19 protein-coding genes and 1 pseudogene are annotated in these 19,576 nt (G+C 40.5%); 16 read left to right on the top strand and 4 right to left on the bottom strand.

Annotation, left to right across the window (positions count from 1 at the left end; all coding sequences use genetic code 11):
• Positions 1-10 precede the first annotated feature (10 nt).
• Complete coding sequence (locus FBB35_RS02000; RefSeq protein WP_174708257.1) at positions 11-295, bottom strand: type II toxin-antitoxin system RelE/ParE family toxin; 285 nt, start codon at positions 293-295, stop codon at positions 11-13.
• 400 nt (positions 296-695) lie between these two features.
• Between FBB35_RS02000 and ada the strand changes: the two genes are divergently transcribed.
• From ada to FBB35_RS02015, 3 genes are all read left to right on the top strand, one after another.
• Complete coding sequence (gene ada, locus FBB35_RS02005; protein WP_174708258.1) at positions 696-1,781, top strand: bifunctional DNA-binding transcriptional regulator/O6-methylguanine-DNA methyltransferase Ada; 1,086 nt, start codon at positions 696-698, stop codon at positions 1,779-1,781.
• Positions 1,765-2,403 carry a DNA-3-methyladenine glycosylase gene (locus FBB35_RS02010; protein ID WP_174708259.1) on the top strand — a complete coding sequence of 213 codons (639 nt, stop codon included), beginning with the start codon at positions 1,765-1,767 and terminating at the stop codon, positions 2,401-2,403. The genes ada and FBB35_RS02010 overlap by 17 nt, the downstream gene beginning before the upstream one ends.
• Before the next feature lie 96 nt (positions 2,404-2,499).
• Positions 2,500-3,498, top strand: coding sequence for a DMT family transporter (locus FBB35_RS02015; protein WP_174708260.1), 999 nt, complete (start codon positions 2,500-2,502; stop codon positions 3,496-3,498).
• Between the two features lie 272 nt (positions 3,499-3,770).
• On the opposite strand, the gene dapF is transcribed toward FBB35_RS02015, so the two are convergent.
• Entirely contained in the window at positions 3,771-4,649 is an 879-nt protein-coding gene (gene dapF / locus FBB35_RS02020; protein WP_174708261.1) for a diaminopimelate epimerase, read from the bottom strand.
• A gap of 69 nt (positions 4,650-4,718) precedes the next feature.
• Here dapF and FBB35_RS02025 point away from each other — a divergent pair, with 69 nt between their 5' ends.
• Entirely contained in the window at positions 4,719-4,943 is a 225-nt protein-coding gene (locus tag FBB35_RS02025) for an RNA chaperone Hfq (RefSeq protein WP_174708262.1), read from the top strand.
• A gap of 126 nt (positions 4,944-5,069) precedes the next feature.
• Here FBB35_RS02025 and FBB35_RS02030 read toward each other — a convergent pair whose 3' ends face one another.
• Positions 5,070-6,272 (bottom strand): 3-dehydroquinate synthase, encoded by a 1,203-nt coding sequence (locus FBB35_RS02030; RefSeq protein WP_174708263.1) that lies wholly within the window; start codon positions 6,270-6,272, stop codon positions 5,070-5,072.
• A gap of 476 nt (positions 6,273-6,748) precedes the next feature.
• Between FBB35_RS02030 and FBB35_RS02035 the strand changes: the two genes are divergently transcribed.
• The 9 genes from FBB35_RS02035 (at position 6,749) to FBB35_RS02075 (ending at position 15,316) form a co-directional block, all read left to right on the top strand.
• Positions 6,749-7,636: an EboA family metabolite traffic protein gene (locus FBB35_RS02035; protein WP_174708264.1), complete on the top strand. Its 888-nt coding sequence runs from the start codon at positions 6,749-6,751 to the stop codon at positions 7,634-7,636.
• Between the two features lie 38 nt (positions 7,637-7,674).
• Entirely contained in the window at positions 7,675-8,691 is a 1,017-nt protein-coding gene (locus FBB35_RS02040; RefSeq protein WP_254625792.1) for a TatD family hydrolase, read from the top strand.
• Positions 8,692-8,787: 96 nt separating this feature from the next.
• A complete protein-coding gene (gene eboC / locus FBB35_RS02045) occupies positions 8,788-9,720 on the top strand; it encodes a UbiA-like protein EboC (protein WP_174708265.1) in 933 nt (310 codons plus the stop codon).
• 146 nt (positions 9,721-9,866) lie between these two features.
• Positions 9,867-11,093 carry a metabolite traffic protein EboE gene (gene eboE, locus FBB35_RS02050; protein WP_174708266.1) on the top strand — a complete coding sequence of 409 codons (1,227 nt, stop codon included), beginning with the start codon at positions 9,867-9,869 and terminating at the stop codon, positions 11,091-11,093.
• Between the two features lie 15 nt (positions 11,094-11,108).
• The gene (locus FBB35_RS02055; protein ID WP_174708267.1) at positions 11,109-12,482 is read left to right on the top strand and encodes an alkaline phosphatase family protein; all 1,374 of its coding nucleotides are present in this window, start codon (positions 11,109-11,111) and stop codon (positions 12,480-12,482) included.
• Between the two features lie 207 nt (positions 12,483-12,689).
• On the top strand, positions 12,690-14,183 hold the full coding sequence (locus FBB35_RS02060; RefSeq protein WP_174708268.1) for a catalase: 1,494 nt from the start codon (positions 12,690-12,692) through the stop codon (positions 14,181-14,183).
• Between the two features lie 89 nt (positions 14,184-14,272).
• Positions 14,273-14,482, top strand: a complete 210-nt coding sequence (locus tag FBB35_RS02065; protein WP_174708269.1) for a hypothetical protein — start codon at positions 14,273-14,275, stop codon at positions 14,480-14,482.
• On the top strand, positions 14,479-14,892 hold the full coding sequence (locus FBB35_RS02070; RefSeq protein WP_174708270.1) for a type II toxin-antitoxin system VapC family toxin: 414 nt from the start codon (positions 14,479-14,481) through the stop codon (positions 14,890-14,892). The genes FBB35_RS02065 and FBB35_RS02070 overlap by 4 nt, the downstream gene beginning before the upstream one ends.
• A gap of 133 nt (positions 14,893-15,025) precedes the next feature.
• Positions 15,026-15,316, top strand: coding sequence for a hypothetical protein (locus FBB35_RS02075; RefSeq protein WP_254625793.1), 291 nt, complete (start codon positions 15,026-15,028; stop codon positions 15,314-15,316).
• Positions 15,317-15,513: 197 nt separating this feature from the next.
• Here FBB35_RS02075 and FBB35_RS02080 read toward each other — a convergent pair.
• Positions 15,514-17,118 (bottom strand): annotated as a pseudogene (locus FBB35_RS02080) (tetratricopeptide repeat protein); the annotation flags it as partial.
• Positions 17,119-17,179: 61 nt separating this feature from the next.
• On the opposite strand from FBB35_RS02080, the gene FBB35_RS34180 reads away from it, so the two are divergent.
• The 3 genes from FBB35_RS34180 to FBB35_RS02090 all read left to right on the top strand — a co-directional run bounded on the left by FBB35_RS34180 (position 17,180) and on the right by FBB35_RS02090 (position 19,559).
• Positions 17,180-17,740, top strand: a complete 561-nt coding sequence (locus tag FBB35_RS34180) for a transposase (RefSeq protein ID WP_254625794.1) — start codon at positions 17,180-17,182, stop codon at positions 17,738-17,740.
• The gene (locus FBB35_RS34185; protein WP_254625790.1) at positions 17,668-18,135 is read left to right on the top strand and encodes a transposase; all 468 of its coding nucleotides are present in this window, start codon (positions 17,668-17,670) and stop codon (positions 18,133-18,135) included. The genes FBB35_RS34180 and FBB35_RS34185 overlap by 73 nt, the downstream gene beginning before the upstream one ends.
• A gap of 86 nt (positions 18,136-18,221) precedes the next feature.
• Positions 18,222-19,559: an IS701 family transposase gene (locus FBB35_RS02090; RefSeq protein WP_174708167.1), complete on the top strand. Its 1,338-nt coding sequence runs from the start codon at positions 18,222-18,224 to the stop codon at positions 19,557-19,559.
• Positions 19,560-19,576 lie beyond the last annotated feature (17 nt).

Consider the following 19,576-nt stretch of genomic DNA (forward strand, 5'->3'; position numbering starts at 1 on the left):
TTTCCAGGCATCAGTGATAATCTACTATTTCAACTTCCGAAACATTGTTCTCATCCGTCCAAACAAAGCAGATTCGCCATTGATTATTAATACGAATACTGTATTGCCCTTTCCTATTGCCAAGTAGCTTTTCTAAACGATTACCAGGTGGAACGCGTAAATCATTAATTGATGTTGCAGCGTCAAGAATAAGCAGTTTTCGTAAAGCAGTTTTTTGGATATTGGGAGGATACTGAGAGGATATAAAGCCGTCAAAGATAAGCTTTGTCTCTTCAGATTTAAAACTAACAATCACAATCCTATCGCTTTGCGTTACTATCGTCAAACGTTAGTATATACTTCAAGGTGAGCTTGCGAATTTCCTTGGTCAAATCTGCAATGACACCAGACTCTCAAAATTGCTCAATAACTTTTAGATATATTGAATGAATTATCCTGAGCAGATACACATGGTGAACTGTTACCCAAGCCGAAGACACTAAAGTAGCATAACTCCAAAAAAGCGATCGCTAAACATCTACCCAAATCATCCTAAATTCTCGAAAATTACGCACTCAGAACACCGTCTAGCCGTAGTTGCATTAAACGGAGCCGAATTTGATTGCAACAATCAGATAGAAAGTGGTTTTCAATCCACTTAATCTAGTGTTAGCAGCTTTGTACATAGCGTAACAGAAAGGGCAGAGGTGGCATGAATGCAATTACAACAGACACAACTTTTAGAGGAAACCCTCTGGAAAGCCGTTCTCAATCGAGATGCCACAATTGACGGCAAGTTTTTCTACGGCGTTCGTTCCACAGGCATTTATTGCCGACCTATTTGCCCTAGTCGCAGACCAAATCGCAATCAAGTTTGTTTTTTCCAGTCAGCAAAAGAGGCTCAAAGTGCAGGTTTTCGACCTTGTAAGCGCTGTCAGCCACAATCTGAAACAGTTTCAAATCCAGCAAAAGCGAAAGTCTTAGCAGTATGTCGATACATTGAAGCACAAAGCGATCGCATCCCCACCCTCTCAGAATTATGCTCTCAGGTGGAAATGAGTCCTAGTTATTTGCAAAAGCTATTCAAGCAAATAATTGGTGTATCCCCTTTTCAATATGCAGATGCACTGCGTAGCCAACGATTAAAGCAGCGTCTCCAGTCAGGGGAGGAAATTGCTCATGCAGTTTACGACACGGGGTATGGTTCAAGTAGTCAAATTTATGAGAAAGCACCGAAGCAACTGGGAATGACACCAAAAATTTACCAACAAGCTGGAAAGACAATCAACATTGTCTATGCGATCGCTCCATGTCCGCTAGGATATTTACTAGTGGCAACAACAGACAAGGGTATCTGCGCCGTTAAACTAGGTGATGAAGTAGACAAACTTGAACACATCTTGAATCAAGAATTTCACCAAGCGCACATCATACGTGATGACCACATACAAAAAGAATGGATACAAGCAATCCTCAGCTTAATTGCGGGAAACGAAACACATCTCGATTTACCACTCGATATCCGTGGGACAGCATTTCAGAAACAGGTTTGGCAAGTATTACAAAAAATTCCCTATAGCGAAACTCGTACCTACACTGATATTGCTCGTGATATTGCCAAACCCCAAGCAGTCCGCGCCGTGGGGAATGCTTGTGGAGCTAACCCGATCGCAGTGATCATACCCTGTCATCGGGTGCTGCGGAGTGATGGCAGTCTTGGTGGTTATCGTTGGGGGATTGAGCGCAAACAAAAACTGCTTATACAAGAATCGAAATTGAGCAAAGATGACTCAAATACCTGAACTAGAATCATTGACTGAAGAAAGTCTCACCCGTGGTTTAATGGTGCTTGCCAATATTGACAGCGATTTGGCTCGGATTTTAGAAACACTCGGTACTCCACCAATATGGTCAAGAGAACCGGGTTTTGCAACGCTTCTGTGCATAATTCTGGAACAGCAAGTTTCCGTAACAGCTGCAAGGGCTGTATTTAACCGTCTATGTGGGGTTGTTGTATCGCTAACGCCAGAAAATTTTTTGACATTGGATGATATTCAATTGAGAGGGATTGGATTTAGTCGGCAAAAGATTCTATACTGTCGTGGATTGGCGAATGCGATCGCAAACGATCAGCTTGACCTCAGAAAGCTGAAAAGAATGGATGAAACTACTATCAGAACTGAGTTAAAGCGCCTCAAAGGTATAGGAGACTGGACAGTTGATATTTATTTGCTCATGGCGTTGCAACGTCCTGATGTCTTTCCTAAAGGCGATTTAGCGATCGCGATCGCTTTGCAAAAACTCAAAAACTTGGCGACACGTCCAACACCAGTTCAACTGGAAGCAATGACACAGCACTGGCGGCCGTGGCGAGCAGTTGCAGCAAGACTTCTATGGCACTATTACCTAAGTAATCCCAAATAATTGCTTCTTCTCCCTTCTCTAACGAGACGCTGCGCGTTCACGTAGTGTCTCGTAGAGAAGGCGCACTTGGTGGTTCGTATAATAAATATAAACTAAATGGCAGAAAATCAATTAAGCCTAACAACAGAAAAGTCTGATAAAACTTTAAACATCCTGCCGATAATCATAGTAATAATTGCATTATTAGCTTTATCTTCAACAGCAATATTTATTAAAATTGCTCTTAGAGAAATGAGTGCTACTGCTACATTATTTAATCGTTTATGGATAGCGACTATTATCTTTGGATTATGGAGTGGAATTAACCAAGCACGAACTCAGATTAAAGATGATGAACCTGTATTACCACAACAGCCTTATCCAATCAAAGAGATAGCGTTTTTAATAGCAGTGGGTCTAGTTCATGTATTAGGTCGATTATCTTGGACTTGGGCGCTAACCCAGACTGGTGCTGCTAATGCTAATGCGTTAGGTAGCCTTAATCCGCTATTTACTACATTAGGAGGATGGCTATTTTTTAAGCAGATTTTTGGGCGCAAATTTATCATAGGTCTGATATTAGCCATAATCGGCGCGATCGCAGTTGGATTTGAAGATTTATTACGTTCTAATAATAATTTTACAGGTGATGCTGTTGCCCTGATATCGTCGATATTTTATGCAGCAAACTTTTTACTAATCGAGCAAATCCGCAATAAGTTTTCAATTATTACTATCCTTCTGTGGCGCTGTGTCATCGCGACTTCATTGATGGTTCCAGTAGTGCTAATCTTTGAAAAACAACCTTTGCCAGTTTCTTTGTCGGGGTGGTTAGTAGTATTTGCACTAGCTGCTATTTGCGAAGCCTTGGGTCATGGGCTAATTGTATACAGCTTGAAAACGTTTTCTTCAGGATTCATCTCTTTACTTTTGTTACTCAATCCCGTGATTGTTGCTATTCTTGCTTGGATACTTTTCTCAGAAAATTTGAGTGTTTTTAACTTGCTAGGGTTGGCATTAATTTTAGGGGGTATATATTTAGCAATTTCTAACCAAGGATCTATCAAATCTAGCGTTAATCCCCCCATACAATCTCTACAAGAAAGTGAATCTTAATAAGTTCGTAGTAAGGACTTTAGTCCTGATTTTCTAAGAGGCTGTTTTAAAAGTCCTCTTATCGGTAATAAAACGTTTTAGATCCCCCTAAATCCCCCTTAAAAAGGGGGACTTTGATTCCGGTTCCCCCCTTTTTTAAGGGGGGTTAGGGGGGATCAATAAGTGCCTAAAATCACAGCCAACCACTTTTCAAACATCCTCTAAACACTAAAGTCCTTACTACAAACCCTCAAAATAACTCTAATACTTGCGTAATCTCGGTGATAAGTCGGTTACAGTTTCCCCGTGAAGACTCGTTCAGCCGGGCCTATCATGTAAACCCGTTGGTCGATTTCTGACCATTCAATTTGCAAGGAGCCACCAGGTAATTCTACAGTGGCGGTGCGATCGCATTTCCCGGTTAACACACCAGCCACTAAAGAAGCGCAAGCACCAGTCCCGCAAGCTAATGTAATCCCAGCACCTCGTTCCCACACCCGCATTTTTAAATAGTCACGGCGTACCACTTGAATAAATTCAGTATTTATGCGTTGGGGAAAAGCTGGGTGATGCTCAAATTTCGGGCCTATGCTTTCTAGTTCAATTGCTGCTACATCTTCCACAAAGGTAATGCAGTGAGGATTTCCCATACTTACACAAGTTACTTCCCAAGTTTGTCCCGCCACTTCCAACGGCTGAGAAATTACTTTTTCTTCAACAGGTGCAAGGGTGGTAGGAATTTCACCAGCGAGTAATCTGGGTAAACCCATATCCACCTTCACTTGACCATTAGGCAAGATTTGGGGAATCATCACGCCAGCTAAAGTATGAATGCGATACGTGATTGAGGATTGAGAAGACTCTTCCCCAGTCCCTAGTCCCAAGTCCCTAGTCCCCAGTTTCTCTAAATCTGCCAAAAAGCCAGCTAAACAGCGAATGCCATTGCCACACATTTCTGGTTCTGAACCATCAGAATTAAAAATCCGCATGGTGTAGTCAGTGCCGTTTTCTCCAGGTAGGGCAAAAATTACACCATCAGCACCGATACCAAAATGGCGATCGCACAACTGAATGGCTTGTTCTGGAGTCAATACAGGCAAAGATGACGAGCGATTGTCAATGAGAATAAAATCGTTGCCTAGACCATGATACTTAGTAAATTCGATTGCCATTTTCTCAAGGATGAATTATCAAGGATTAGTTACTCTTTATTTTGCCTTGTAGGTTCATCTTTACTAAAAATGCTTACCGAATTTGACACCACTTTACCCAGTATTAGACAAGTCCAAAACCTGATTAAACAAACAATGCCAGTAGAGTTAAAGCTGCTGACTCAAGATGTACTCATAGGAAAGGTTGTATGGCAAGATCCTCAGTGTATCTGTATTGCTGATGAAAACAGCCAGCAAACCACTGTTTGGAAACAAGCGATCGCATACATCAAACCGAAAACAAGTCAGGAATAGAATTTTGCTTGCGATCGCTATAAGATTTTGGTTAGCGATCGCTCATTTGTCTGCAATACACTCTGATCTCATGATTTGTTCTGAATTCTGGCCCCTGACTCCTGAATTCTTTTTCATCAGAGAGAATTAATGCGAAAATTCCCAATCTTGTAGCATCAAAATAGCATCTCTATACAAAGACAAATCTACTTGGTGGACTTCTATTCCCTGCCCAATTCCTTCTAGAAGGGTAATTGTCAAATTTCCTCCCAAGTGTTCGCGGAACTCGGTAAGCCCCTTAAATAGACAATGGGGATGGTCTAGTCGATCTAATTGCTCTGTCAGTGCCGATACATATAATGTAAAGCCCAGATTACTAAGCGTACTTAGAACCATTTGCCACTCAGATTTCAATAGTTGACCTGTTAAATATGAATAGGTCGTATCCAAAGCAATACCGATCGCTACAGCTTCACCGTGACGTAAACTGTAATTAGTTAAATGCTCCAGTTTATGAGCAGCCCAGTGTCCAAAATCTAAAGGGCGCGATGAACCCATTTCAAATGGATCGCCACTACCAGCAATATGCTCTAAATGCAACTGCGAACAGCGATAGATTAGCCTTTCCATTATGTTCATATCCCGATTAGCCAATTTATCGGCATTAGTCATAATGAAATCGAAGAAATTTGCATCTTTAATCAGCGCTACTTTCACCGCTTCTGCAATACCCGATCGCCAATCGCGATCGTCAAGGCTAGTCAGAAAATCAAAGTCATTCAAGACAGCATAAGGCGGCATGAATGTACCCAAAAAGTTTTTCTTGCCGAAAGCATTGATTCCATTTTTGACCCCTACACCCGAATCGTTTTGCCCTAATACTGTTGTTGGTACTCGTAGCAGTCTAATTCCTCGGTGAGCCGTTGTTGCTGCGTATCCTACCATATCTAGGACGGCTCCACCCCCAATTGCTAAAACGTAGGAGTGACGGCACAATCCACCTACATTGATTCGCTGATGAATTTGCTCTATAAATCTAGAGTCGTTCTTAACTCCTTCTCCACCCAGAACTACTATTGGCTCACCGCTCAGTGTTAGTACATCTTCATAATATTGGGCATAGACTGATAATTTTTTGAGTAAGCCATCCTGATACTGTAAAAATCCTCCATCTACCACTGCTAGTACTTGTTTTGGGGTTGTTCCACCATCTGCGGCAATTACTTGTGCAAGTAAAGGATTATCTAACTGAAACAGACCTTTAGTGAAGTGAACATCATAGTTGAAGGTTACACGGACGCATTGATTAATTGGCTGTAGATTAAGAGCAGTTTTTTGTTTAATAACCATTGAGAGTATTCTTACTTTTTTAGCAACTGTAAATAGATGTACTAGTGCAATTAAAATTGAGAGCAAAATCAACAGAATAGAGCCATTAAATACTTCAGTATTTAACTGATTGGCTAAACAGTTCAATTTATTAGATCATCGTACTTTTGAATTTTATTTATGCTAATACATAAAGTTGAAAATAAGATTAATTTATAACTTTATTGATGCCTATCTTTTATATCTGAAGTTAGCAATGGGTATTCTTATTTAGATAAATTCTAAAATTTTTCCGTATGTTAATTCTAGAGTTTATCTAATTAAAATAGGATCTTTACAATATCTTATCTAAAATCGGGAAAATTTTATAGATTCAGTAAAGTTACGATCTTAAGAATATATTATCTAGCTGTTTTAATCACAAAGTATCAAGTTTAGTGCTAGATTTTATACTGAGTTGTAACAAAAAAGTTGGGCAACTTCTCCTGAAATTCATCATGAGTAAAGTAAACAAATTACTGCATCACTGGCTGTCAAAGTCTATTTCAGAGAAAGCTTTTGCTTGGCTGGAACAGAAGCAGACACAAATTTATAGCGGTGCTGCTGAAAAAGTTTTTTTCACGGCATTTAGTGCTGTGCCGCGTTATCTAGGTAAAGAGGATTTGCAGCTAACATTCCAGGACTTGGAAGCAGCAGAAGATGTGATTCCCGGTTGGTATCCTGGTAATTGGAGTGTAGATCAAGCAGGCCGCACACTCTTGCTTCTAGCCTTGCCCCGCGATGATGCTGAGGCTTATGTGCGAGTCTCCTTTGGAGAGGCTGCGCCAACGCTCGATCAAGTCTTCTCTACTGCTGATATGGGGGAGTTAGTTGCCCTTTATCAAAGTTTGCCGCTACTACCACATCCAGAGTTACATCGCCACCGCGCTGCTGAGGGAATTCGCAGCAATATGAGTAATGTATTCCAAGCCATAGCACTACGTAACCCTTATCCAGCGAATTATTTAGACAATGCTGCTTGGAATCAGATGGTACTGAAGGCTGTATTTGTCGGCAGTCCGTTGCATCTAATTTGGGGACTAGACCAGCGTGCCAACCCAGAATTGGCGAGAATGTTAGCAAACTATGCCCATGAACGCTGGGCAGCTAAACGCTCAGTTACGCCAGAACTTTGGCGACCTGTAGGGCGGTTTGCAGATAGCACAATCATCACAGATTTAGAAAAAGTACTGGCTAATGGGGATACAGCCGAACAACAAGCAGCAGCGTTAGCTTGTGCCGAGTCTCCTTTACCCCAAGCGCAAGCATTACTCTCTTGTTACCCAGATTTACAGTCATCCATTCAACAAGGTAATCTGACTTGGAACGATTTTAACCGCAAATGAAGGGAGTGGGGATGAGGGAGACAAGGGGGATCAGGGGGATGAAGAAAAGAACCTATACCAATTCCCAATGCCCAATGCCCAATGCCCAATTCCCAATGCCCAATGCCCAATGCCCAATGCCCAATGCCCAATTATTAAACCACACCATGATGTTTATCGATCCTCACATTCACATGTGTTCCCGTACTACTTACGATTACTTAGTAATGCGGGAATATGGCATTGTTGCCGTTATTGAACCAGCTTTTTGGTTAGGACAACCTCGAACCAATGCTGGCACATTTAAAGACTATTTTAGTAGTCTTGTTGGCTGGGAAAGATTTCGTGCTAGTCAGTTTGGCATTCAACATTACTGTACAATCGGCCTAAATCCAAAAGAAGCCAACAACGAGGCACTAGCAGCAGAAGTGATAGAACTGCTGCCACTTTATGCCTGTAAAGAAGGAGTTGTTGCTATTGGCGAAATTGGCTACGACGACATGACAGAAGCAGAAGATAAGTACTTTTGTCAACAGTTAGCATTAGCCAAAGAACTCGATATGTTGGTACTAATTCATACCCCCCATCGCAATAAGAAAGCGGGTGCAATTCAGAGCATGGAGCGCTGTATTGAATATGGCTTAGATCCATCACAAGTAATTATTGACCACAACAACGAAGAAACTGTTGAAGAAGTATTAGGAAGAGGTTTTTGGGCGGCTTTCACGATTTATCCCCAAACCAAGATGGGTAACGCCAGAATGGTAGAAGTTGTCCGTAAGTATGGATGCAATCGCATCATTGTAGATAGTAGCGCTGATTGGGGTATCAGCGATCCTTTGGCAGTCCCGAAAACGGCTCAGTTGATGTTAGATAGAGGCATTCCTGAAGAACACGTGCGAGCAGTTTGTTATGAAAATGCCTTAGCTGCTTACAGTCAAACTGGACAAATGAAAGCATCAGATTGGCTCAATCCCCAATCCATAGATCAGCGCCAAATGTTCAATGGTAATTCTGTGTTGCGGGGACAGGAACCAGGAATCAAATCAGTTTCAGATTTTGTGTTGATTGAGTAGAGAATTGGGTATTGGGGCATTGGGCATTGGGCATTGGGCATTGTAAGAGAGATTTTCATCTTATTTTGAAAAATTAGTAGGTACGGAGGCAGATAAGTGAATGTTGCAAGCTTAAATTTGCAAAGCTGGCGGGGTTATCTGGAATTGATTCGTCCTGCTAATATTGTTACTGCTTGGGCGGATATTCTTGTCGGTTTTGCTGCTTCCGGCTCTGGGATGATTTTTGCTCAATTAATCAATGGGGAAGCAAGTTTTTTCATCTTAATCCCATTAGCTTGGTTGTTATTAGCTACAACTGGTTTATACGGCGGCGGTATAGTTTTTAATGATGTTTTCGATGCAGAGTTAGATGCAAAAGAGCGACCAAATAGAGCAATTCCTAGTGGTCGCGTATCTCGTCAAAATGCTGCTTTATTAGGGAGTATACTGTTTGCCATAGGGATTATAGCTGCTTTTCAAGTATCTGCCTTGAGTGCTGCGATCGCTATATTTATCACTCTTTCTTCTCTTCTGTACGATTCACTGGCCAAACATCATCCTTTTTTTGGGCCGCTGAATATGGGTTTATGTCGTGGCAGTAACTTATTATTAGGTGTGAGTGCTGTACCAGAAATAATAGGAGAACGTTGGTATTTAGCACTAATTCCTGTTATTTACATTGCTGCTATCACCGCAATTAGCCAGGGTGAAGTTCACGGGGGTAAGAAGATTACGGGAGTATTAGCAGTACTGCTGATTGCAATAGTTTTGACAGCAGTTTTAGCTTTAGGATTATTAGAAGAGTATACAGCGATCGCAGCCCTACCATTCGCTATTTTCTTAGCTATCAGAATTTTACCTAATTTTATCAAAGCGGCGCGGGAACCGATAGCCGAAAATATCCGCAATGCTGTCAAAATAGGTGTTTTATCTCTAATAGTCTTAGATGCAACGGTTGCATCTGGTTTTGCTGGTTTGTATTACGGTTTATTCGTTCTAATTTTGCTACCATTTTCGATGAAGTTAGCAAAAGTATTTGCTGTAACTTAAATTTGAATGCATACACTCAGTAATACCATTAGTCGGCTGTAGGGGCGCATAGATGTGCGCCCCTACCCATGAATATGTAGCAAGTATTTTGTGAAATAGTTTAAGCCAAAGAAAACAGATTACATATACAAGGATAGAGCTAGAAAATGAAAATTACAAAAAACAATAATTTTCACTTAACTTATTGCAGCAATATTCATCCTGGTGAAAGTTGGCTAGAGGTTTTCGCTAATTTAAAAAAGTATATTCCCGAACTCAAGTCACGTTTATCGCCAACAGAACCTTTTGGTATTGGCTTGAGGTTAGCAGATGTTGCTGCAAAAGAACTTTTAGAAAGTAATAATTTAGCTCAATTCCAAACTTGGCTAACCCAGCATAATTTATATGTTTTCACCTTAAATGGATTTCCTTATGGCGGATTCCATCGACAAGTTGTAAAAGACCAAGTTTATGCACCAGATTGGTCTACACAAGAACGAGTGAATTATACCTTAAATTTGACGGAAATTTTATCTGTTCTGTTACCACAAGGGCTAGACGGTGGAATTTCTACACTGCCATTATCCTATAAACCTTGGTGGTTAGAAGACGAAGTAACTTTTGATACGGTTCTGAAAAAGAGTTGTTTGAACATAGCATCAGTTGTTGTAGAGATGATTCGCACTCATGAAGAAACAGGAAAGATATTACATATTGATTTAGAACCTGAACCTGATGGATTAATTGAAAATACATCAGAAGTAATTGATTTTTATCAAAATTGGTTGTTACCAATTGGTGGTAATTACTTATCAGAAAAATTAAATATTGAACAGCACCTAGCAGAAACTAAATTGCTAGAACACGTCCGGGTTTGTTATGATACCTGCCATTTTTCAGTTGAATATGAGGAACCGCAATCTGTATTTGCGCGTTTGCAATCGGCAGGAATTAAGATTGGCAAAATTCAAATCAGCGCTGCAATTAAATTAAAAATACCTGCTGAGATTGAAAAGCGTAGTTTGATAGTTGAGCGCTTACGTCCTTTTGCTGAATCTACTTATCTTCACCAGGTAATAGAACGTCGCAATGATGGCACACTCCATCACTATCCTGATTTAATAACTGCATTACCACATTTAGAGCAATCTTTAGCTGAAGAATGGCGGACTCATTTTCATGTCCCAATTTTTATTCATGACTATCAAATTTTGCAGTCTACGCAAGATGATATCGCCACCGTTTTGCATCTACTTCAGGCAAATAATGCTTGTTCGCATTTAGAAATTGAGACTTACACTTGGGATGTATTGCCATCAGAAATGAAGATAGATTTACTAACTTCAATTCAGCGCGAGTATGAGTGGGTATTAAAAGAATTTGCCGCAAATTAAAAGGAAATTAATTTCATGCAGAAAACTGTTGTTCTAAATGTTGTGGGATTAACGCCCAGTTTACTAGGAGAAAACACACCATGTTTATCTTCTTGGGCTGCAAAAGGCCAGGTAGCGTCAATTGAAAAAGTTTTACCTGCTGTTACTTGTTCGGTTCAAGCTACTTATTTAACAGGAAAATTCCCTGATGAACATGGGATTGTCGCTAATGGTTGGTACTTCCGCGATGAATGTGAAGTGAAGTTTTGGCGACAATCTAATAAATTAGTCCAGTCCCCAAAAATTTGGGAAATAGCTAAATCAATTGACTCAACTTTTACTTGTGCCAACCTTTTTTGGTGGTACAATATGTATTCTTCAGTGGATTATGCCATTACGCCCCGCCCAATGTATCCCGCAGATGGGAGAAAATTACCTGATATTTATACTCATCCTAGTGATGTGCGATCGCAAACTCAATCTGATTTAGGAAATTTCCCTTTGTTCGATTTTTGGGGGCCAAAAACTTCCATTAGTTCTAGCCAATGGATTGCCAATTCTGCAAAATGGATTGAGGAACGCTACAGCCCTACATTATCACTAGTTTATTTACCACATTTAGATTACTGTCTGCAAAAATTTGGTAACAATCAAACACAGATTCAAGCTGATTTACGAGAAATAGATGCTGTTTGTGGCGATTTAATTAAATACTATGAAGCACGCAATACTCAGGTAATTATTCTTTCTGAGTATGGCATTACCCCAGTCTCGAAAGCTGTAGATTTGAACCGCGTATTACGGGAAAATGGTCTAATTGCTATACGAGAAGAATTAGGGCGAGAACTGCTTGATTTTGGGGCTAGCATTGCCTTTGCTGTTGCCGATCATCAAATTGCTCATATATATGTGAACGATCCGGCTTACATCCCAAAAGTGCGATCGCTTTTAGAAGCGACTGAAGGCGTAGCGCAGGTATTGGATGAAGAGGGTAAACAAGCCTACCACCTCGATCATCCTAGATCGGGGGAGTTGGTAGCGATCGCCGGGTCTGATGCTTGGTTTACCTATTATTATTGGCTTGATGACGCAAAAGCGCCTGATTTTGCTAGAACTGTAGATATCCACCGCAAACCTGGTTACGATCCTGTAGAACTTTTCCTCGATCCACAGATTAAATTTCCTCAAGGAAAAATTGCTCTCAAGTTACTTAAGAAGCAACTGGGTTTTCGCTACCTCATGGATGTTATTCCTCTGGATGCTTCCCTCGTTCGTGGTTCTCACGGTAACATTACCACTTCTTCTGATGAAGGGCCTCTATTTATCACCCATCAAACTGATTTAGTTAATGAAAATCGAATTGAGGCGACAGATGTTTGCTCGTTGATTCTCAAACATTTAAATGCCTGAAAGACATCATAGAAAGCGATATATTGCCTCTACATCTTACTAAAATACAAAAAATTTCCTTGTAATTCATAGTCATATCGAGTATGCTTTATATATAAACTCATAATGACTATGAATTAGTATGGTCTATCACTGGGCATCCGTCTATCTACTGACTAAAATGTACTGTCAGCAATCTGAGTAACTTAATGGAGAGCTTCTTTACCCATGACTGAACCCCAAAACTTGACAACTGCTGATGGTATTCCTGTTAGTGATAACCAGAACTCACTCACAGCTGGAGCGCGTGGCCCCGTATTAATACAGGATTTCCACCTCATAGAAAAGCTGGCTCATTTCAACAGAGAACGTATTCCTGAAAGAGTTGTCCACGCTAAAGGTGCGGCTGCTCACGGTACTTTGACTATTACCAATGACATTACCCGCTACAGTAAAGCCAAACTTTTTTCTGAAGTTGGCAAGAAAACGGAAGTTCTCTTGCGCTTTTCGACAGTTGGCGGAGAAAAGGGTTCAGCAGATGCCGAGCGCGACCCTAGAGGTTTTTCCCTCAAGTTTTATACTGAGGAGGGTAACTGGGATCTTGTAGGTAACAATACCCCTATTTTCTTTATCCGCGACCCTTTGAAGTTTCCTGATTTTATCCATACCCAAAAGCGCAATCCCCAAACTAATTGCAAAGACCAGAATGCAAAGTGGGATTTTTGGTCACTCAGTCCAGAATCGCTTCACCAAGTGACGATCCTGTTTTCAGATCGGGGAATTCCCAAAACCCATCGACACATGGACGGCTTTGGTAGCCACACCTTTAGTTTGATTAATGCTGAAGGCGATCGCGTTTGGTGTAAATTTCACTTTAAGACTCTGCAAGGGCATCAAACCTTAACAGAGGAAGAATCAGCCAAGATTAAGGGCGAAGATCCCGATCATGCGACTCACGATTTGTTTGAAGCGATCGCTAAAAAAGATTATCCCAAATGGCGGATGTGTATTCAGGTGATGACCGAAGAGCAAGCGGAAAAACATCCTGATAATCCTTTTGACTTGACCAAAGTTTGGAAACAAGGGGAATATCCTTTAATTGAAGTCGGGATATTAGAGCTAAATCGGAACCCTGAGAATTATTTCGCCGAAGTTGAGCAAGCCGCTTTTAGCCCTAGTGCGGTGGTTCCTGGCGTTAGTTTCTCTCCAGACAAAATGCTGCAAGCTCGCATCTTTTCTTACCCAGATGCTCAACGGTATCGCTTGGGTGGTAACTATCAGCAACTACCTGTTAACCAGCCCAAATGTCCAGTGATGCATTATCAGCGAGATGGCTTTATGGCACCGGGGAACAACGGCGGTAGCGTTCCTAACTATGAACCGAATAGTGCTGAGGGTACGCCCAAAGAAAATCTAGCTTATGCAGAACCACCTAGTCATTTGGGCGATGTCACAGTCGATCGTTACAGTCATCGTGAAGGAAACGACGATTATACCCAAGCAGGTAATCTGTATCGGTTACTAACTCCTGAGCAGCAAGAGCGTCTTGCTCATAATATCGTCGGTAGTCTCTCTCAAGCGAGACAAGACATCCAAATGCGTCAACTTTGCCACTTCTTCCGGGCAGATGTTTCTTATGGTCGTCGTGTAGCTGAAGGGTTAGGCATTTCAATCGATCCTGCAATGTTTTCTCATGATGCTCAACCTGTAGGTAACTGGTAAGCCTTATCCAATTTTGTGGGGTGGGCATCTTGCCCGCCCTAAAGCAAATTTATTTGATTAACTTATAAAATAAATCGAGGTAATTAAACATGAAATTAACAGCAACAGAAAAAGGCTTATTAATCCCTAAAGAACTATTAGGAGAAAACCAAGAATTTGAGATTCTTCAAGAAAATGGAAAAATTATTATTACTAGCATTAAACAAACATCTTCTATTTGGGATTTAGGTTCAAATCCTGTGGAATGTGATGTAAAAGATGGTGCAATTAACCACGATCGCTATCTCTATAACCCATGATAAGTATCTACTTTTTAGATACCAGCTATATTTTAGCCCTGGAAATCAAAAATGAAGATGCTCATCAAAAAGTATTACAAAATTGGGCTACTTTAATAAAGTCTAAACCTGTTTTAATGACAACAACATACGTTTTTGATGAAGTGGTTACTTTTTTTAATAGTCGAAACCCTCATTATAAAGCAGTTGAAGTTGGTAATCGTTTATTAGAAAGTCCTGACATAGAATTAATCGAAATTGAGCGAACTTTATTTAATCAGGGATGGGAATATTTTCAAAAGCATAAAGATAAATCGTATTCTTTCACTGATTGTTTATCATTTATCATTATGCAACAACGAGAGATTGTTATAGCTTTAACCTTAGATAATCATTTTTATCAAGCTGGATTTCAAATTTTCCCATCATAAATTAAGTATAAAAAACAAACATATATTTACTATTTTATTCTGAATTTAATAATCTCTGACAAAGTAGAGTCAAAACTACTTGTAGTTAGATCCCTGATTTTTTAAAGAAATCAAGGATCTGGAATTGCTGTAGGTGAATAATGGAAAGGAGTTCAGAGACTCATTAATGGAGCTAAAAGACTCTTTAATGGAGTGCAGAGGCTCATTAATGGAGTTCAAAGACTCTTTAATGAGGTTCAGAGGCTCATTAATGGAGTTCAAAGACTCTTTAATGAGGTTCAGAGGCTCATTAATGGAGCTAAAAGACTCTTTAATGAGGTTCAGAGGCTCATTAATGGAGCTAAAAGACTCTTTAATGGGGTTCAAAGGCTCATTAATGGAGCTAAAAGACTCTTTAATGGGGTTCAGAGGCTCATTAATATAGATAAATTAAAATATTTACAGTTATTGCGATCGCTCCCATCGCAGAGCATATCGTAGAGAAGTAGTTTTAGGCGTTGCGATCGCATTATTTGGCTTTAGTGCATTTGCAATGACATTGTGTAATTAATTATGTTGCCTACTTATTAGATTGGGATTTGAATCCCAGGCAGATAATGCAGCCGATGCAGATTACCTAAATTACTGAAATGTAGGGGAGACAAAAGCAACCATTCTCCTGGATAAAGGCTGATGATTCCGCCGCAAGTCTTCCAGATTTTTACGAATGGTTATTGTATTGGGATGATTTGCCCCCAACCGTTGTTCAGCAATCTCCAAAGCTTGGATGTAGAAAGGTTCGGTATCGCTATACCTTCCCTGTGATTCATAGAGTGCTGCCAAATTGTTCAGGCTAGTTGCCACATTGGGGTGTTCATCCCCCAGCAGGCGTTTTGTAATGGACAAAGCTTGGATGTACAAAGGTTCGGCATCGCTGTACATTCCCTGTGATTTATAGAGTCCAGCCAAATTATTCAGGCTAGTTGCCACATTGGGGTGTTCATCCCCCAGCAAACGTTTTGTCATGGACAAAGCTTGGATGCACAAAGGTTCGGCATCGCTGTACCTTCCCTGTGATTTGTAGAGTTCTGCCAAATTATTCAGGCTAGTTGCCACATCAGGGTGTTCATCCCCCAGCAGGCGTTTTCTCATGGACAAAGCTTGGATGTACAAAGCTTCGGCTTCGCTGTACCTTCCCTGTGATTCGTAAAGTTCTGCCAAATTGTTCAGGCTAGTTGCCACATCAGGGTGTTCATCCCCCAGCAGAAGTTTTGTCATAGACAAAGCTTGGATGCCCAACCTTTGTGCATCGCTGTACCTTCCCTGTGATTTATGGAGTTCTGCTAAATTATTCAGGCTAGTTGCCACATCAGGGTGTTCATCCCCCAGCAGACGTTTTCTCATGGACAAAGCTTGGATGTACAAAGCTTCGGCTTCGCTGTACTTTCCTTGTGAATGGTAGAGTAATGCTAAATTGTTCAGGCTAGTTGCCACATCAGGGTGTTCATTCCCCAGCAGGCGTTTTCTCATCGCCAAGGCTTCGATATACAAAAGTTCGGCTTCGCTGTACCTTCCTTGTGAATGGTAGAGTAATGCTAAATTGTTCAGGCTAGTTGCCACATCAGGGTGTTCATTCCCCAGCAGGCGTTTTCTCATCGCCAAGGCTTCGATATACAAAAGTTCGGCTTCGCTATACCTTCCTTGTGAATGGTAGAGTAATGCTAAATTGTTCAGGCTAGTTGCCACATCAGGGTGTTCATTCTCCAGCAGGCGTTTTGTCATCGCCAAGGCTTCGATATACAAAAGTTCGGCTTCGCTATACCTTCCTTGTGAATGGTAGAGTAATGCTAAATTGTTCAGGCTAGTTGCCACATCGGGGTGTTCATTCCCCAGCAGGCGTTTTCTCATGGACAAAGCTTGGATGTACAAAGGTTCAGCTTTGCTATACCTTCCCCGTGAATAGTAGAGTTCTGCCAAATTGTTCAGGCTAGTTGCTACATCAGGGTGTTCTTCACCCAAACGCTCTCTAGCAACTAATAAACTTTGTTCGTACCAAGGTAAGGCTTGCGCGTAGGCTCCTTGACCTTGGTAAAATCTACCCAAGCCCAAAAAAGGCCAGATTAAATCATCATCGCTTAACCAAGCTTGGTAAACTGTAGCAGTTCCAGCAAGGTGAGGGATGGCAAGAGTTGCTTGAGCAATTTCTATCAATGTGGGTGTCTCAAGAATATCTTTTGCTACGGCTATAGCGGTTATCAGTCTACTTCAGTACAGTAGGAGAGAGCAATTCTACTGATAATTGGTGGTGATGAAAGCCTACTCTCTCGACTTGCGTCAAAAAATAGTTGATGCTTATGCCTGCGGTGACATTTCCCAACGAAAACTGGCTAAAAACTTTGGTGTCACCTTAAGTTTTGTGCAAAATTTACTCAAACGCCATCGAGAATTGGGGATGATAGGCCCCAAGGTGCGGACTGAGCAGACAGCAACAAAGTTGAATGCTGAACAGTTAGAAATCCTGCGCCAACTCGTCATAGCACAGCCCGATGCGACGTTAAGCGAATTGCGGGAACGACTTTACGAGAAAACAGAGGTCTTAATTGGGGTAGCTACGGTGAATCGGATGGTTCGCTGGAAACTTCACCTCAACCTCAAAAAAAAGTCTCCACCTCACAAAAAAGGTAGTGATGAAGTCCAACTAGCCCGATTTGAGTACTGGAAACTCTTGAGGGGGATACCCGTCGAAGAGCTGATTTTCTTAGATGAATCGGGAGTTAATCTGTCCTTCATCCGCAAATGTGCCCGCGCCTTGCCTGGCCTTCAGCCTATGCTCAAAAGCCCAACCGCAAAGGGAAAAATGTCTCGGTAATTGGTGCAATTAGCTTGAAAGGACTGCTCACCCAATGGAGTGGCTTAGGTTCTATCGATGCTTTGACTTTTGATGCCTTCATCGCCCAAAAGCTCGTACCCAAACTTTGGCCTGGTGCAGTGGTGATCATGGATAACTGCTCAATCCATAAAAGTGATGAACTTGAAGCTTTGCTCATCGCTGCTGGCGCTCATCTCATTTATCTCCCCCCCTATTCTCCCGATTTTTCACCGATTGAGAATTGTTGGTCCAAGATTAAGAACATTCTCCGTCGCATCGGTGCAAGGACATACCCTGATTTACTCCAGGCATTAGATACGGCATTCGCAGAAGTGACAATAGAGAATTTGCTGGGTTGGTTTACTCACTGCTGCTACTGTACCTCACAAGACTGATAACCGCTATACCCCTCTTCTGTCACTTTCCGAGTATTCTGAATAAAAGGATTAAAAGAAAAAACTCTCTTCAGGTAAGCAGGGCAATGGATGTAGAATTACAAATCCTAAAACATTTGGCAAGAGATGCCCAGCCAACAGTTGCGATCATAGATGAATATTGTGCAGAGTATAAAGACCTGTTCAAAGAAGTAAGAAATTATGAATGCTTCAAATATTTACATTTAGGGATAATTGCACCAATAAAAAGAAAATCATTACCAGAAATAGCCAAAGTAGTAAGTATAAACTCGGCACAGTCATTACATCATTTCATAGCCTATTCAGATTGGTCAGCAAATAAATTAAAGAGCCGAAGATTAGATAAATTAAAGAAAGCATTAAATAGTCAGGCGATAACCGTAGTAATAGATGAAACTGGAGATAGGAAAAAAGGTAAAAAGACAGATTATGTTGCAAGACAATATCTAGGGAGTGTAGGAAAAATAGATAATGGAATAGTATCAGTCAATGCTTATGGAGTTTATGAAAATGTAACATTTCCATTAAGTTTCAAAGTATTTAAACCGAAAGGGACGCTCAAATCAGGAGATAAATATAAAACCAAAATAGAGTTAGCGTCAGAAATTATTACAGAATTAATAAATGAGGGGTTTAATATTGAATTAGTATTAGCCGATAGTTTATATGGTGAAAGTAGCAAATTCATCAAAAAGCTCAATGAATATGAATTAGCTTATGTTGTAGCAATTAGAAGTAATCACGGAGTCTGGCTACCAGCTAATCAGAGCGTTAGAGCTAACAAGTGGTGCAAATTTGAGAGAACATTTAGTAATAAAAAATCCGAAATCAGATATATCCGAGAAATAATTTATGGTAAAAAAAGAGCCATAACTTACTGGGAAATAACTACTGATCCAGAAACAATGCCGGATAATTCCACTTCATTTGTCATGACGAATCTTCAAGGAAATCTCAAAAAAACTTTAGGCGATTTATATGGATTAAGAACCTGGGTAGAATATGGGTTTCGACAATGTAAACAGGAACTCGGCTGGACAGATTATCGCTTGACAAATTTTCAACATATAGAGAGATGGTGGGAAATTATTTTTTGTGTTTACACAATGATTAGTCTAAATTCCCCAGCCTTTTTAGCCTTAAATCAATCTCTTCAAATTGAAACTGAGGTGATAGGTACTAGTTATGTTAATTGTGTAGATTTTTCTCATCATCAACAATGGAATCATAATTCTGGATGGAAGAATACTCTTAATAATCTTCGTTTAATTGTCCAACCTCTTTTACTATTTTGGCTGATTTATCCCTGGTTAGATATTTTTCCAAATTCTCATTTATTGCTAGGATTTAATCATTTAATTTGTGCCATGAACCAATTTAAACCCTTTTTTGCTTCTGGATGATTTCACTTATTTACTAC

This window comes from Nostoc sp. TCL240-02, assembly GCF_013343235.1.
Lineage (GTDB): Bacteria > Cyanobacteriota > Cyanobacteriia > Cyanobacteriales > Nostocaceae > Nostoc.